The organism is Verrucosispora sp. SN26_14.1, from assembly GCF_004307965.1.
In the GTDB taxonomy this organism is placed as follows: domain Bacteria; phylum Actinomycetota; class Actinomycetes; order Mycobacteriales; family Micromonosporaceae; genus Micromonospora.
Map to the genome: position 1 here is coordinate 35,061 of NZ_SISL01000003.1, position 17,288 is coordinate 52,348.

Genomic DNA, 17,288 nt, shown 5'->3' on the forward strand with positions numbered 1-17,288 from the left:
CATCGAACACCATCACATCGCGCACATCCGGCAGGAGGAGAACGACACGACCTCCCGGCGACACCTGGGGACGCTGCAACTACTGGCCGGCGACGGCACGTCGCACGGTCCGGTCTTCGCCCTGATGCCGGGTGCGGCAGCGGGCACCGCTCGGGGCCGTTCCACACACCGCCACGAGGCGCGCCTGCTGCGCGTGCACACCACGGTGACCTCCACGGGACCGACGGTGCGATTCGCGATGAACCTCGTCCCGGAGGTCGTCATCGAGCACGCCGACGGGACCACCGAGGTCGTCTCCGGTCACCCGGTCCAGCCGCTGGTCCGAGTTCCGGAGACGATGAGCCGTCCGGCGGTCCGGGATGCCATCGAACGGGTGGACCCGTCACCGGGGATCGTGACGATCCGGTTGCTGGCATCGTGGGAGGTGGAGCCGGCTCGACTGGTCCGGTGGAAGAACGACCCGTTCGCGGTTCGCCTGCCCACCTTCTTCGGACCCGGCCAGGCATGGGGATCGAAGGTGCTGCGGCTCGCGGCGCAGCGTCTGCTCACCATGATGGTCAGTGGCCGGACCGGCCTGCCGGGCAGCGACCTGGCGGGCATGGACCGAATCGGTTCGTCCTATCAGGTGGCTGGATCCGATGCGAGCGCCACCCTGGGATCCCTCTTCACCCGAACCGTCCTGAGCAGCACCTTCTTCCAGATCAACGACGCGAGCGACCGTGACTCCGCCGGTCGCCTGCCGGATGTGGACGGAGAACAGGCCGGGCTCGCCCTGCCGACGGTCTCGGTGCTCTCGACCCTGAGCGCGGTGGAGGGCACCTGGCTGGACGTGGACGCTCGCCTCCTCGCCAACCTGCGTAACGTCCGCCTGCACTCGGTGTCCGGGGCACAGGGCGAGGCCGTCCGGATCGAGCGTCGCAAGGTGCTGCTGACCCCGGCGGGCACCGATCACCAGAGCGCGGACAGCGGGATCCAGGACGTCCTCTTCCAGACCTCGTTCGACCACCGGAACCAGCGCGACGGTGAGATCAACGAGACCGACCTGTTCGCCCTCACCGGTGTGACCGAGACGTCCAACACCGAGGACGACGCTGCCGGCGGGGAGGGTGAACCGGGCAGCTACCGCAGCGTCCGCGACATCGGGCGCACGTACGAGTACCGGGCCGACGTCGTGTACCGGATCGTCGCGACGCTCGACGGTCGGTCCGAGGGCATCGAGGTCGTCATCCCTGACGGCTTCTGGTTCCGGCTGCGGGAACGGGAGGCGTTCCCCACCGGCCTGATGACGGTGCCACTGGCCCAGGCACTGTCGCCGTATGTCGACGTGGTCGACCACGCCGCCGCCGCGTATCGCAAGGCCGCTCAGGAGTCGGAGGACGCCTGGCACCGCGTCGTCGTGGCCGGGCAGGAACTCGCGCAACGGATCGAGGCCGAGCAGCAGGCATGGCGACATCTCGTCGAGTCGTTCGCGACAACCGGTCAGAGCGGTGACTCCCCGCTGCCCGACGGTGTCGAGCAGTGGCTCCAGGAACGGACCGACGACCGCGACCGCGGGTATCTGCCGGCGGTCCGAGCGGTCCAAGGGGCCCGCGAGAGTTATCTCGACGCCCACCGGCAAGCCCTCCGGGCCAACCAGGATCTGCGCGAGGAGCAGGCACACAGCCAACGCGGCATCATCTTCTACCCGAGCGCCGCAGCCGACCTGTCGGCCGGACAGGAGGCGGTGGAGCGGGCGGACGACCGGGAGACGTTCCAGCGGGAGCAACTCCAGAAGGCCCTGGCACAGATGGCCGGGCCGGCCACCATACCGGCGCTCGCCACGGATCTGACGCACGATCATCCGGAGCTGACGCGGCTCGGTGCTGCCTGGCGCGAGGCGGCGGGCCGAGCGCGTGCGGCGGCGGGTGAGGCGAGAAAGCACCTGGCCGACTTCCCCCAGTCGCGGACGAAGACCGAGGAGGCCGCCACCTCGCTGCGGAATCTGCGTCAGTCGCTCAAGCAGCAGGTCGCCCGCCTGGTTCCGGGCAACGTGTGGGCTGCCGAGTCGGGCAGCCGGTCGGTGGACGACGGTGGCCTGCCTGCCTCGCAGACCGTCGGTGATCTGGACGGACCGGCCGCAGGGGAGTTCGCGAACGCGGGGATCGGGTTCCCCGGTGGACAGTACTGGCCGCCCGAGGTGGACGGCCCGGACATCGCCGGGGTGACGCCACTGCCGGTCATCCCAGGTGCCTTCGTGGTCGCGACGCACGGCGACGCCCGTGGCGTACGGATCCGGGGCCGGCACGTCTCGGTGGCCCATTTCGCCGAGGTCATCCGTCAGACGCCGGGGTGGCGGGGGCAGCCGCTGGCGCTGGCGGTCTGCAACTGCGCCACGAACAGCTGGTCGAGCCGATTCGCCGACAGGCTGCGGCGGATCCTGCAGGTGGACGTGTACGCCAGCGACGGTTGGGCGGAGACCGGGCATGGGTGGTTGCGGGCCCTGCACGTGGGCTTCGAACCGGACCACGAGCGAGGGCTCGACCAGCCGGCCCCGAACGGTTCCGCAAGGATCACGCTGCGGCCAGCGGCGTTCTGGCACTACCCGGCCGACGGTGGTGACCCGGTCGAGGTCGGGGCGGACCTGACCGCCGTACCGGCCACCGGAGCTCTCCCGGCACCGCCGCAGCCGTTCGACCCGGACCCCACGAGCGGGTTCCCCCTGTCCGACCCTGAGGTGCAGCGGGCCTCACACGCCCTGGCCCGGACCCATTTCGAGGCGCTGACCCGCGCCTGGCAGAGCACGGCCGTCGCGGAGGCGGCCGTCGCACCTGCCGAGCCGGCGTCGACGTCCGACACTGATGCGGTCGTGTCCTCCGCCGAGTCGGCGTTGCAGGAACTGGCCGACCACCTGGCCGTTGCCGAGCAGATGCCGTCACCCTCGGTCGAACTTCTGCCACCGACCGGCCCTACCGCCGGCTTCGACCCGGCTGCCTGGACGGTGCGGGTGATGGTGGACGAGCCGGACCGCATGCTGGTTGACCTACGGCGCGGGGCGCTGGCGGCGGCGCAGCACTTCCTGGTGTCCCGCCTGATGGCGGGAACCGGTGACTGGCAGGCCGGTCGGGAGGCCGCCGACCGGGTCGCCCTGCACGCCCGTCGGTTCCCGCTGTTCGTCGGGGACGCCCAGTCGGGACTGGCCGCGGAACTCTGGCACGATCTGCACCACCCCGAGCAGGGTGACGTGGCCCACCGCCCGGTGCGGGAGCGGCTGCACCAGGCGGCCCGCGATGCCGACGGTCGGCTGGCCGACGCGGGGAGCGTCCCCGGGTTCAGCCCGCGAGTACGCCGACGGCTGGCGGAGGCACGGGACGAGGCGTGGCGGCGGCTCGCGCACGCCGTGGAGTCGTACCGCAGCTCGCTGGCGCAGACCCAGGCGGACGCGCTCGAACTGGCCGCGTCGCAGCTCGGCTCGGCCCGGGACTGGCGCACCGACCTGCTCGGTGCCGACATCGACGCACCGACCGGCCAGTGGCTGCTGCCCCGGCCCGGCGGCCTGTACGTCGGCCCCGACATGCAGCGGCTGGGTGAGCTACCGAACCGCCCGGCACATCCGTCGCGGCTGCGCCTGGTGGTGGACGCCCGGGACGCCGGGTCGCTCCGCCGGGCACGGCGGCAGGTGCGGGCGGCGGTGCAGGCACTGCCCGGTCACCTCGCGGACCGGGTGATGGTGGAACTGCTACCGCCCGCACCGCTGGACACCGCCACCGCGATCAAGCTGGCGGACCGGCTCGGCGGCTCCGGCCGGTCCCTGCTGCTCGGCCGGGACGCGGTGACCGGTGTACCGGCCCGGTCGGAGCGGGTCCGGCCGCTTCGCGCCGGAGGTTGGGACAGCCTCGTGGCGACGGCCACCGAGTTCGAGTTCCGCCCGAGGGACGCCGCACCGCCGTCGACGCTGCGCCTCAGCCCGTCCCTGCACCTGCCGCGTCGGTCGGACGGGACCTACCGGCTCGCCGGTGAGCGCGACCACTGGCTGATCCTGGACGAGGAACTGTCGCTGGACGGCACCGTGCCCGGCCCGGCCCCGTGGGCTGCGCTGGCGCAGGCACGCCGCGTGGCGCGGGCACTGGCCGGGGGCGACGACCTCCACCCGGCGCCGCTCCGGACGCCGGACGACGTGTCCGCACCGCCGCCGATGCCCACGTCGTCCGCCGCGCCGGACACCGCCGGTCCGGACCTGCTCGGCCCGGTCGACCCGACACGCTACGTCTGGTCCGGCGGTGCCGGCGATCTCGGGTTCGCGCTGCCGGACCTGGTGTACGCGCTCGGTGACCTGGCCGGTGTCGCGTCGGACACGCCGCCGGACACGGCCCGCGAGGCATGGGGGTGGCTGGCCGAATCCGTCGGCGTCGACTCCGGCGACGCGCTGGCGCTGCTCGACGTCGGGTTCGTGGCCGCGCTCGCGTACGGCATCGGCGGCCTGACCGCGGCCCGGGTGACCGCTGTCCGGCAGCTCGTCGCCCTCGACCGCACGCTCTCCGCCGGTCCGGCGGACGCCTGGTATCGCAGCCCGGCCCAGCTCAACGCCCTGTTGCACGAGCTGTGGGGACTGTCCGACCCGGACCCGGACACACCGCTGGCCCGGGACTGGTTGGTGGTCGCCGTCGAACTGGCGCCGGGCGCCGCCGACCTCGCCGAGTTGGCTCACCGCAGGCGGCAGCTCTACGCGACGGTCGACGCCTGGATCGACTCGGCCCGTCCGCTGTTCGGCGGCCGGGTGTGGTCGGTCGGCGTGACCGGTCGCGAGGACCCGTGGCCGGACGCGGTGGTGATCGCCTACCCGGCCCACGACGACGGCCGGCCGCGCCCCCTGGATCCGGCGATCGGTGTGCCCGGTGGGGCGGGCTGGCTGACGGTCCTGCTCGACCGGGCCCGCGCCGCCGATCCCGACCTGTTCGGCGGCCCGGTGGTGGTCCGACCGGTCGGCATCGACGCCCGGTGGCTTCCGGAACTGCGTCGGCAGGCCGCCGCACTCGACCACCGGCTGTCGCAGAGCTTCCAGGTGCAGCCTCCCCGCGCCCATGCCGAGCCGATCCTGCGGTTGCGCGGCGGGCGGGGAGCCCGGGAGCTGGAGCTGCCGGTCCTCCTCAAACGCACCGACCCGGGCCGAGGGCGAGGCCGCCGGGACATCGCCCGCTCGTCGCAGGGGCTCCGGCTGGACGCCGACGGTGACGCCGGCGGCATCCTGGAGGTGGTGGAGCCGCCGCTGCTCGTGCTCGACGACGAGGTGGTCGGGGCCGACCCGGCGGCCGTACACGCCGCCACGGCCGAGGCGGTCCGACGCGCCACCCGGTCAGGCACGCTCGGCTCCCTCTTCCCGGACTACACGGTGGCACCCGAGATGCGGGACATGCCGCTCACCCCGCTGGCTGGGCAGCCGTACGTGCAACACAACTACGGCTTCCCGGTCGAGGACATGCACGAGTTCCTCGGGGACCTGGTCGACTACCACGACCAGACCAGGAACCACGCGTTCGGGAAGGCCGCCGCGCTGACCACGCAGGGCCTCGTCTTCGGTGAGTACGTCGCCACCGCGTTCAACGGCGGCGTGAAGCCGGACCTGAGCCGGCCGTCGCCCGCCACCACCCTGGCCGGTTACCTGGCGCAGGAGTACACCCGGGTGGGCGCGGTCGCGTCGGCCTACCACACCAGGGAACACCGGCCGAAGAACCTGCTGCTCTGGGCCACCCGGGAGACCTGGCGGGCCGCGCTCGCCGCGCTTCCGGCCGAGCTGCGGCGCTACCTGCACACCCACGCCGAGTGGGTGCAGGAGCAGTTCCTCACGCGATACCGGACCCACCACGCCGAACAGCTCTCGCAGGCCGGACGCGGCGCGGACCTGCTGGACGTCGAGGTGCCGGGTAAGTCGTTCACCCTGCGCCAGGTGCTTGACAACGTGGTCCGCACCAACCCCGACCGAGCGATCACGCCGGCCGAGGCGCTGAACATCCGGACCTACACCGACGAGATCGACACCAACGAGGGTCACCTGCGCCATGTCGGGCTGCGCATCGGCGAGGGACGCAATTTCGGGCTGGCGCACTCGATGTTCTCCTCGGTCCTCGAACGTGACGGCCAATGGCTGTGGCGGCGGGTTCGCCGGGGATACCAGAAGGTCGCCTTCGCGCGTACGGCGTCGGCCGCCCCGCCCACCGTCGAGCTGGCCGACCTGGTGGCGGACCTGCGACGCCAGGTGGCGTCCGGTGAACCGGCCCCGGGCGGCGCGGCCGGGCCCGGACCGGTCTGGCAGGGCGCACTCCGGCTGCTGACCGGGCTGCTGGAGCACCCGGACCGGCTCGACCTCTCGGCGGCCGGCGACGTGTTGGACCGGGTGCCGCCACAGCGGCGCATCGACCTGGCGACGGCAGTGTTGGAGAGCGTGCACCTGCGGCTCGACCCCGCGTTGCGCCGCCGGATCCAGATCGTCGACCTGCGCGCGGTCGACCTGCCCGAGCGGTCCTGGCCCAAGATCCACCAGTGGTTCCCGAAGGCGGAACTGCGTGTCGTCGACGAGCCGGTCCAGTTCCCACCGGGCTGGGCGCAGCTCAGCGACCGGTTCGCGGGGGCCAACAGCGCGCCGGTCCGGGTGCCGGTGCGCGAGGTGACCCGGCGCCTGGACGAGCTGGCCGGGGACCGACACCGGCTGACCGGGTTCGCGCGCGGTCTGGGGCTGACCGACGACCCGGCCACCGGCGCCGACGCCCGGGAGGCGCTGCACGATCTGGCGTACCTGACCGCGGCGGTCTCCGGGCCCACGTTCGACCGGGCCGACCTGGAGCGCCTCGCCGGGCTGCTGACGGCGCTGCGCCCGGAGCACCGCGTGGTGACCTGGGGTGACCTCGAAGCGGCGGTCGGCCGGCTCTCCGCCGACCAGCCGTGGACCGTGACGTTGTCCGTGCCGGACGTTCGCTGGCTGCTGAAGGTGCTGGCCGACGGCGACCGGCGGGCGGCGGACGCACTTCTGCGTGCGGCGGCGGCGCTGGCTCGCTGGGTGTACGGCCCCGAGCCGCGCGAGGGCAGCCTGGCCCGGTTGGGTCGAGCCATCGAGGTCTTCACCGGGCGGACCTTCGTCGGGGAGACCGACCTGCGGCAGGCCTTCAGCGCCGTCACCGGCGGCGACCCGGCACAGCTTCGCGGAACCAATGTCGCCCTGACGGCCACGCTCATCACCGATCTGGACAAGCGCGAACCGGTGACGGTCGACCTGCTGCGCGAGGTGCGGGCACTTGCCGCGCGGCTCTTCGACGACGAGGCCAAAGCGGCGGAGCTCGTCGGTACGGCACGGCTGGTTTCCGTGCTGCCGGACCGGCCGAGACTCGACGATCCGGCCGCGTTGATCCCACCGTTCCGACGACTGATCTTCGAGCATCTGCGGATCTCCGAGGTGGAGCCGCGACACCTGCGCTGGCTGGCCCGGACCCTCTATCACTTCCGTGACGAGGCGGTGGAGATGCTCCACATGCTGGCTCGGGACACCAGCGTCCTGTTCGGCCCGACGGCCACCGCCGACGACATGGTCGGGCTGGGACGCCTGATCGGCCTCCTGTCCGGCCCTCGCCGATGGAACCTCAGGCTGGACGACGTCTTCGATCTGGTGAGTCGCCTGGAGGCGCCGGCCGGCCGCAGGCCGCTCCAACTGGCCTACGTCGACGTTCAGGCGCTGACCCAGGTGATCCGGCAGGCTGCCGACGACGGCGCCGTGGCCGCCGTACGCGACACCCTCCGAGCCGTCTGGTCCGTCTTCGGCCCGTCGGACGATACGCAGCCGACGGCGGGGGACCTGGCGGGCCTGGTGCACCTGGTCCGGGCACTGGAGATCGGCCGACCGTCGGTGGACCGGGATGAACTTGTCACCGCCGTACGTCGGGAGATCTTCGCCGACGACCCACTCTGGACGGGCAGCGTCGCCGAGGTCAGGGCGGTGGCGCGGGCCATCCTCGCGCACGGCGGGACCGGCGCGGACGCGCGGCGGCTCCGGCGTCAGGTGTGGGCGTTCGAGCCGCCCGGCAACCCGGCCACCCAGGAACTGGTGCAGAACTGGCGGCGGACACTGCGTGACTGGCTGACGGGTCTCGCTCCGTTGGACGCCGCACCGGGCTGGTTGGCGGAACAGACCGGTCTGCGACACGGGACCAGCCTGCGTAAACGGTTCGGCCGGCTGCTCAACGACGGCCTGCCGGCGGACGGCGACGAGCAGGAGTCGTTGCTCACCCTGGGCGTGTGGGCGCGGGCGCTGTTCGGCACGCGGACCACCGTCACGCAGGTCGCCTCGGTGCGCCGACTCTCGGCCGCGCTGGCGGCGGAGGACAGGCGCCCGGTCCAGTGGGGCAACCGCTTCGACCTGGCGGTGTGGGCGCTGCGCGGTGGCGACTCCGCAACGGTCACCGACAGCGAGCTGAGGCGGCTGCTGGCGGCCGTGGAGCACGCCAAGAACACCCGAGGCGACCTGCCGGTCCGGGTGGCGGACCTGCCGGCGGCCTGGGCGGCGGTGGGCAGCGCGCCGGAGACGGCCGGGGATTCCACTGCGACATCGCGCGGCAGCCGCAAGGACCGGGTCGGTGGCCAGGTGTCCGGCGACGTGTGGGCGGTCGACGACGCGTCGCGCGCCTCGGACGACGGCGACCTGCCGGCCCCGTCCACGCCCGCACTGTACGGCGGCGTCGGCGGAGAGTTCGCTGACGCGGGAGTCGGCTTCCCCGGTGGGCGGTACTGGTCACCCGAGGCGAGCGGCCCGGGAACCGCCGTGCCGCAGTCGCTGTCGGCCATCCCCGGCGCCTTCGTGGCCGCCCTGCACGGCGACGCCCGAGGCGTACGCATCAACGGCCGGCACGTCTCGGTGGCCCGGTTCGCCGAGATCATCCGGATGACGCCGGGGTGGCGGGGACAGCCGCTGGCGCTGGCGATCTGCGACTGCGCGACGGACTCCTGGTCCACCCGCCTCGCCGACACGCTCCGCCGCATCCTGGGCGTGGACGTGTACGCCAGCGACGGCTGGGTGCAGAGCGAGCCGGGGCGGCTGCGGGCGCTGCACGTCGGGTTCGACCCGACCGGCGAGTACGCGCTGCGGCGCGACCTGGCGGCGTTCTGGCGGTACCCGGCCGACGGCGGCGATCCGGCGCGGATCGGACCCGAGCTGACCGGAGTGCCGGCCGTCGGGCAGCCGTCGGCACCGCCCCCGTCGGTCGACCCGCACCCGGCCAGCGGGTTCGCCATGGCCGCTCCCGAGGTGCAGCGGGCCTCCCACGACCTGGCCCGGACCCACTTCGACACGCTGCTGCGAGCCTGGCAGAGCACGGCCATCACGGGGGCGGGCGATGCCGCTGTCACCGCCGCCGAGGACGCGCTGCGGGAACTGGTCGTTCACCTGGCCACCGTCGAGCAGATGCCGTCGCCCTCGGTCGACCTGCTGCCGCCGGACACCGACGGCATCCTCGGCGTGGCCTTCGACCGTTCCGCCTGGACCGTGCGGGTGGTGCTGGACGAGCCGGACCGGATGCTCGTCGGACTGCGGCGGGAGGTGCTGGTCGCCGCGCAGCACTTCCTCGTGTACCGCCTGGTCGCAGGCACCGGAGACGACCGCTCCTGGCAGCAGGTCACGCAGGGGGTGACCGACGAGACCGCGCTGGACGCGGCCCGCACGAACCCGCTGCCCGTCGACGACGACCGGCACGGCCTGGCCACGGCGCTGCGGCAGGACCTGTACGACCCCGAGCACGGCGACTCGGTCCGTCGACCGGCCCGGGAGCGGTTGCACCAGGACGCCCGTGACGCCGACCGGCGACTGGCCGACGCGACGGAGACGCCCGGCTTCAGCCCCCGGACGCTGGCCTGGCTCGGTGTCGCCCGCGAGCAGACCTGGGAGCGTGCGACGACCGCCTCCGCCCTGCACCTCGCGTCGCTGGCCCAGACGCAGGTGGACGAGCTGGAGCTGACCTCGTCGGCCTTCGGCTCGGTCCGGGACTGGCGGGTGGATCTGGCCGACGTGGACCTCACCGCACCGCCCGGACGACACCTGCTGGCCCGCCCCGACGGCCTCTACGTCGGCCCCGACCGCCAGGCCCTCGGTGACCTGCCGGAACGCCCGGCGCACCCGAGCCGCCTGCGGGTGGTGGTGGACGCCCGGGCGGCTGCCGCCGCATCGGCGGTGCAGGCGGCGCTGGACGTGCTGCCCGATCACCTCAGGGCACACGCGATGGTGGAGGTGCTGCCGGCGGCACCGCTGACGACCGATCAGGCCGTGGAACTTGCCGACCAACTCGGCGGGAATCGGACGCTGCTGCTGGGGCGCGATGCGCTGGCCGAGGTGCCGGTGCGATCGGGGTGGATCCGTCCGCTGCGTGCCGGCGGGTGGGACAGCCTCGGTGCGACGGCCACCGAGTTCGAGTTCCGGCCGTTCCGCGCGGCGGCGTACTCGGTGCTGCGGCCCGGTCCGGGCCTGACGCTGCCGTCCACCCGGGGTGACGGCTACGCGCTCGTCGACCACGACGACTGGTGGCTGAGCCTCGACGACGAGCTGACCCTGCGCGCGGGACCGACGCACGAGCCCGCACCCTGGGCTGCGGTGGTGCTGGCTCGCCGGGTCAGCCGGGCCCTGACCGGGGGCGACAGCGTCCACCCGCACCCGCTGCGGGTTCCGGACGTGGTGGCCGGTCGACCGGCCTTCCCCGACCGGCTCGCACCGACAGCGGGCACCTCCGACCTGATCGATGCCCTGTTCGGGCAGGTCGACCCGGGCCGTTACCAGTGGCCCGGCGACGACGGTGGCATCGCCTTCGGCCTGCCGGACCTGGTACGCGCCATCGGTGACCAGGCGAGCACCAGGTCGACTGATCCACCTGCGGTCCGCCTGTCCTGGTCACACCTGGCCGAGGCGGTCGGTGTCGACCCGCGCCGCCCCTCGGCCCTGCTCGACGCCGGTTTCGTCGCCGCGCTCGCGTACGGCATCGGTGGGTTGAGCTGGCCCCGGCTGACCGCAGCCGGACGCCTCCTCGCCCTGGACGGACCGACCGGCGGCGTGGATCCGGCCCGTCTCACCGCCCTCGTACACCGGCTGTGGGGCCTGCCCGCACCGGCGCCGGACGAGCCGCTGGCGTTCGACTGGCTGGTGACGGCGCTGGAACTGGTCTCCGGTGCGGTCGACGCCGACGAGGTGGCGCAGCGGGTACGGCAGACGTACGCGACAATCGACGACTGGATCGGCTCGGCGCGGTCCTGGTCCGAGGGTCGAGTGTGGACGCTCGGCGGTGTCCGTGCCGAGGAGCCGTCGCCGGACGGGGTGGTGGTCGGCTACCCGGCCCGCGAGGACGGCAGGCCCCGGCAGCAGGACCCAGCGGTGGGGGTACCCGGTGGTGCGGCCTGGCTGACGGTGCTGCTCGACCGGCTGCGGGCCGCCGACCCGGACGCGTTCGACGGGCCGGTGGTGTTCCGGCCGGTCGGCCTTGGTGCCCGGTGGTTCCCGAAGCTGTGGTCCCAGGCCGGCGAGTTGGATCATCGGCTCGGGCTGCGCTTCCAGGTGCAGCCGCCGCGATCGCTGACGGCGGCTGATGACGAGGTGGAGATCGGGCCGGCGACCGGTACGGGATCGGCGTCCGCGCTCGTCCGGCACCGTGCCCTGGTCGAGCTGACGCGGCTGGCGTCGGGCACGAACGCGCTGGCCGACACGGCCCGACGGGAGACGGTCCGGCTGGGGCGCCGGACGGCGGCACAGCTCGAGACCTCCGCCGTCATCTTCGTCGCCGAGCAGAGGCCGATCGGCACGACCTTCCGGCCGGTGCCGGTGGAGGTCGACGGTAGCGTCCTGCACGGCCTCGAACCGGAGACCGGCCTGCCGGACCGGGACTACCGGTGGTCGGGCAACGGCCGCTGGAGCGTCGTCAATCGTCTGCGCGGTGGGCGAGGTGGAATGGAGTGGGAGCTCCCGACGAGGCTGAGAATCCCGGGCTACACCTCTCCTCGGTATTCCCGGGAGATCGCCACGTCCGCGGCCGGGCTGCGACTCGACACCGACGGACCACATGGCGAGCATCTGGAGGTCGTCGAGCCGGCCGGACTCGTCCTCGACGACGAGGAGGTGGGCGCAGACCCGCAGGTCGTGGATGCGGCGGTGACCGAGGCGATCCGACGTACCTGGCAACCGTCCACGCTCGGCGAGGCATTCCCCGACTACTGGGTGGATCCCGTCTTCCGACGCACAGCCCTCGTCCCGACCTATCAGGACGCCATCGAGGCCCAGCACACGTACGGTGTGCCGGTTGAAGACATGTACGCCTTCCTGGCAGACCTGATCGACTACCACCGTGCGAACGCCCGACTGCGCTTTCCCTTGGCGATCGCTCTGGCCGAGGAGGGGATCTCCTTCGGCCGGCTGGTGGCAACGGAGTTCAACGGGGGGCAACTCCCTGCTCTCGGCACGCCGTCCCTGGTGACGACATTGGCCGGCTACCTGGCTCAGGAGTACATGAGAGCGAGTGCGCTCGCCACGACGATCTTCCAGCCGCACAAGCGGATGAAGGACATGCTGCTGTGGGCAACCCGGGAGACGTGGCACAGCGCGTTCATGGCGCTGCCGTACGAGCTGCGACTGTTCCTGGAATCGAATGCGGCGTCGATCGAGCAGATGTTCGCCGATCACTTCACCGCGCACCACGGCCTTCTGCTGCAGCTGAATCGGGTGCCCGGTCGAGTGGGGGAACTGCTGGACTGGCACCTTCTCAGGATCAAGGTGACGCTGCGGCAGGTGCTGGACAACATCCTTCGGCCGGATCCGGAGCGCCTGATCGGGCTCGACGAGACGCTCGGCATTCGCACTGAGTTCTCCGAGGTCGACACCGGCGAAGGACATCTCGTGCATGTCGCGCTGCGCGTTGGGGAAGCACGCTCCATCAGCCCACAGAAGGTCTGGTTCCGCTCGCAGTTGGCCGAGGACACCGAGTGGATCCGGCGACGGGCGCGGCGCGGGTACCGGAAGGTCGTCCTCGAACGCACCACCCTGAACCTGATCAACAGAGTCGATCTCGACGCGGTGGAGGCCGACGTCAGCCTGCAGATGGGACGGCTCGACCTGCTCGCCCCGAGGGCGACTGACCTGCACAGACTGTGGACCGGTGTGCGGCGCATGGTGGGTGGTCTGCAGGATCACCCCGGCAGGCTCGATGTGTCTGCGATCGCCGACGTGCTGGAGGAGATTCCGCACGGTTACCGGCCGGTCCTGGCCTTGGGCGTGCTGGAGAGCGTGAACCTGCGACTCGACCCGGGACTACGCCGTCGGATTCATCTGGTCGACGTCAGCGGCGTCGGCCTCGACGAACCGGCCTTGCTCAAGGTCCAGCGGTGGTTCCCGAAGGCGTGGCTGCGGATCGCCGACGACCAGGTGCGGTCACCGTTGGGCTTTGCGCAGATCAGTGACCGCTTCTTCGGTGTCAACAGCGCCCCGGTGCGGGTGCCCGTACGTCGAGTCGCCGACCGGTTGAAGGAACTGGCCAGAGGTGAGTACCGCCTCCCGGCGTTGGCCGCCGAGACGAGGTTGAACAACGAACCGGGCGGTGACGCGGAGCAGGTGCTGCACGACGTCGCGTACACCACCGCGGCCTTGTTCGGCCCGGAGTTCACCAAGGACGACCTCGAAACGACGGGTGTGCTGCTCCAGGTGTTGGGGCACGACCGGCGGCCAGCCTCCTGGCCACTCATCGAGGACCAGGTCGGCCGGTTGCTCGGCCCCGAGGCACCGTCGATCCCTCTGTCCGAAGCAGATCTGATGGTGCTGCACTCACTGGTCAGGCGAGCTGACACCCGGACACGGAACAGGGCGGCGCTGCGCTACTTCGTGATGTGGGCCGACAAGGTCTTCCGACACGCCCTGAAAGCGGGCGACCTCGCCCGGCTGGACCAAGCGGTGCCGACCCTGCGCTCTCAGGGCCTGAGTGGTGAGCTGGATGCCGATCAGGGTCGGGCCCGTATCGTTGTCGATGCCGTCGCCGCGTTCGGTCGAGGGGTCGACCGGTGGGCGGCCCGGGCCCGATTCGAGCGGGTGCGCTCGCTGGCGCAGCGCATCTTCGGCACGCACTTTCGAGAGTCAGACGTGGTTGGGATGTCCCGGTTGCTGACGGTTCTGCCAGCAGATCTGTCATTAACACGCATGTCTGATGTGCAGCGAGCTGTCGAGTTTCTGCTGAGGGGTGACCTCCCGTCGCTCGGCAGGATCGAGCAGGTACACCTCCGTTCGATGATCCGCCTCCTCGTCGTTTTCCCAGGCGAGATCCTGGAAAGGATCAGGTACCTGGCCCGGGACACGGTGGAGGTGTTCGGCATCGGCGCTTCAGCGGCCGCCCTGCACTCCGTGACTCGTCTCAGTCAGGTTCTCGTCACGATCACCGGAGACCGCTGGCTGGCCGGACCCAGGCTGGCGGCCGAAGTCGCAAGGTTGGGCCCGACTGCCGGTACGGCCCTGCCGGTGGCTCGAGTCGACATGCGCGCACTGGTTAACGTAGTGCTGAGCGCCGACCGGCGCGGCGTCGATCCGGCTGCCGAGGTCGTCGATCTCGTCGCCCTGGCCCGGTCAGCGTTCGGCGGGTTGGCGCGGGCCGGCGATGTCGCTCGGCTCGCCGACCTTCGACAGGCATCTTCACCGTCCGTGCGGGAGGCGGGGCGAGTCCGGGTTCTGACGAGACCCGCCGCTGATCCTGCGCTCGTGGTGGGCGGATCGGGTCCGCCTGCCGGGATGGGCGTGGCCGCAGCTCGCACCAACATGCTGCTCCGCTCCGTCGGCGGGGGAAGCTCGAAGGTGATGCGAACGCTTTCCGATCTGGTCTACGGCACGACCCTCTCCGACGCCGAACGTGCGGCGGTAGCCCTGGTGGACCGGGTCCGTGCCATTCTCGACGGCGTGCCTGGCGAGCACGCCATGCCGGTCGAACTCGTCGTCGCTCTCGAAGCGCACAAGCTGGACGCGGGCCGGTACATCCGCACGCTGGCGTTGAGCAGGCCGGAGCACCACGAACAGCTGGCCGCGCTCGCTCGATCGCTCTTCGTCTGCCCGCCGGGGACGTTCCGGCGGCCATAACGGGGACTGTCGCGCGTCCCGTCCGGGATGCCACGGTCACGGGGAGACGATGAGGAGCCGTGGCGTGGTCACCCACCTTCCCTTGATCACCCGTCCGATGGCGGAGCTCTGCGCCGACGGACGTACGGTGTTCCTGCCCGGCGGGGCGATGGCGGTCGTAACCGACGAGATCCCCACGGCGGACGACCCGTTCCTCCAGTGGGCCGCTGCCGCTGCCCGGGTCTCCGGCCCACTGGCCACTCCGTTGTTCCCGCAGGAGGACTCGGAGCTGCTGCGTCGCATGCTGGCCCGGCAGTCGGCCGAAGACCTCGACCTGACTCCGGTGCACTGGCCGGAGTCGGCCGGGCCGGTGACCCTGCCGGCTCTGGCGGAGTGGGCCGACGACCTGCGACTTCCCGCGCAGGTGCTGCGTGCCCAGCTCGACGGCGACGGCACGACGGACGAGCCGGTGCCGTACGGGCCGCATCGCGTCGTCGACCTGGACGCCGAGGGCCGGATCACCGCCCCCGGCACCGGCGTCACGGTGCGGCTGGCGCCGATGGCACACCGCGAGCCGTCGCCCTGGGCGGACGTACCCGCCGGGGCGTTGGAGATGCTGTCCGGGAAGCCGTACCTCTCCGGGCGGATCGTCTTCTCCGCCGACGGTGTCGAGGTCGGCCTGCCGGCGGCGCTGACCAACCACCGGCACCGCGCGGCACTGCGTACCCACGGCCTGCGCTTCACCTCCGGCGACGACGCCCTCGCGGCGACCGGAGCCGAGCGGGTGGACGAGCCGACCGGGTACGTCGACCTGGCGTACCGGATGGACCAGGCCGGTGCCGGCGCACACGCCGTGGTCGTCGTGGACGGCCCGGACGGCGAGTCGATCCATCTGGCGGTGAACGACGGGGCCCGCAACCTCTCGCTGCTCGGCCCGGACGGGTCGGTGCTGCTGCCCGCCACCGAATCCGGCCGGATCCGACTCGCCCTGTACCCCGGGGAGCCGGTGAGCGTCGAGGAGCGACTGATCCAGATCGCTGCGGCTTCGACTGGTAGCTCGGCCGCGGTGTCCACCGGACCTTCCTGGGCGGAGACCACCCGCAACGAGGTCGCGCTCCACACCTGGCAGGCGGCCGACGGCACGGGCCGGGTCATGGAGATCATCGGCCCGGCGGCGGCGGTGTCCACACACGACCTGGGCGTACTGGCGGAGGCGGCCGAGTACCTCGACCAGCCGATCATCGTGCTGGCCACCGAACGGCCCGGTCGGCGTCCCGCCCCGGAGCAGGTGTCGCTGCTGAACCGGCGTCTCTTCGTGCACCTGGGTGAGTCGGTCCTGGCCGGCGGTCACGACCCGGTGCCGGTCGTCTACACCCGCGCGTCCGCGTCGCCGGAACTCACCCGGGTGCTCGACGAGTACGGCGCGCCACTGGTGTACGAGGCACCCGGGCTCTCCGCGCCGGGTGCGGGCGGAATGCCGCTGCTCAACCTGGGCAGCGCGTGGACGGCGCGGCGACCGGGTGGCTCCCCGGGCGGGGGTGGCCAGACGGCACCGCCCGTCGTGGACGCGCTCAGCGTGGACCTGATCGAGGCGGCCACCGGTCTGCGCCGGGCTCCCGCGTTCACACCGCCGACCGTCCCGGTGGTGTCGTTCCTGTCCGCCTCGCTGACCGATCCGCAGGCCATCGTGTCCGGGCTGGACCGCGCCGGCCCGGCCCTGCCCGACCAGCACTCCCAGTTGCGCGATGCGGTGCACCGGGTTCCGTCCCTCGCCGGCTACCACGCGGTGCTCAGCCTGGCCAAGCCCCTGCTCCTCGACGGCCCGGCCCGGCCCGGCGGCGCGGCGGGCACCCGTGGTGCGGTTGGTGCCGGTGGCGCGGCCGGCTCCGCAGCGCAACTCGGCGCGATGGCGCCGATGCTCGCCGACCTGGCCGGGGTGTCGTTCGACGACCGGGCCAGCCACGCGATCCTGGCCGCGATCGGCGATCTGATCGAGGGCAACCGGTCGGCCGACGAGGTGACGACCGCCATCTGGGCGTTCAAGGACGACCTGCCGCGCGGCGGTGCGGTCCGGGCGAACTGGATCCGCAAGATCAATGCGCTGGTGCCGTTGGTGGCCGAGGGCCACCGGGAACCCCTCACACAGATCCAGGAGGCGATCATGACCTGTCCCGACCCGGACAGATGAGCCCGTCCCGGCGACTGAACGGGAGGT

The 17,288-nt window shown here is 72.3% G+C and carries 2 protein-coding genes (1 of these 2 only partly in view); both read left to right on the forward strand.

What is annotated here, in order from left to right; genetic code table 11:
- On the forward strand, positions 1-15,094 hold the 3' portion of the coding sequence (locus tag EYA84_RS00580) for a hypothetical protein (RefSeq protein WP_131051001.1). Its footprint begins 34,751 nt before the window's first position; 15,094 of the gene's 49,845 nt are visible here — the last part of the coding sequence; its start codon lies off the left edge, out of view; it ends in the stop codon at positions 15,092-15,094.
- Between the two features lie 97 nt (positions 15,095-15,191).
- Entirely contained in the window at positions 15,192-17,261 is a 2,070-nt protein-coding gene (locus EYA84_RS00585) for a hypothetical protein (protein WP_131051002.1), read from the forward strand.
- Positions 17,262-17,288: the final 27 nt, after the last annotated feature.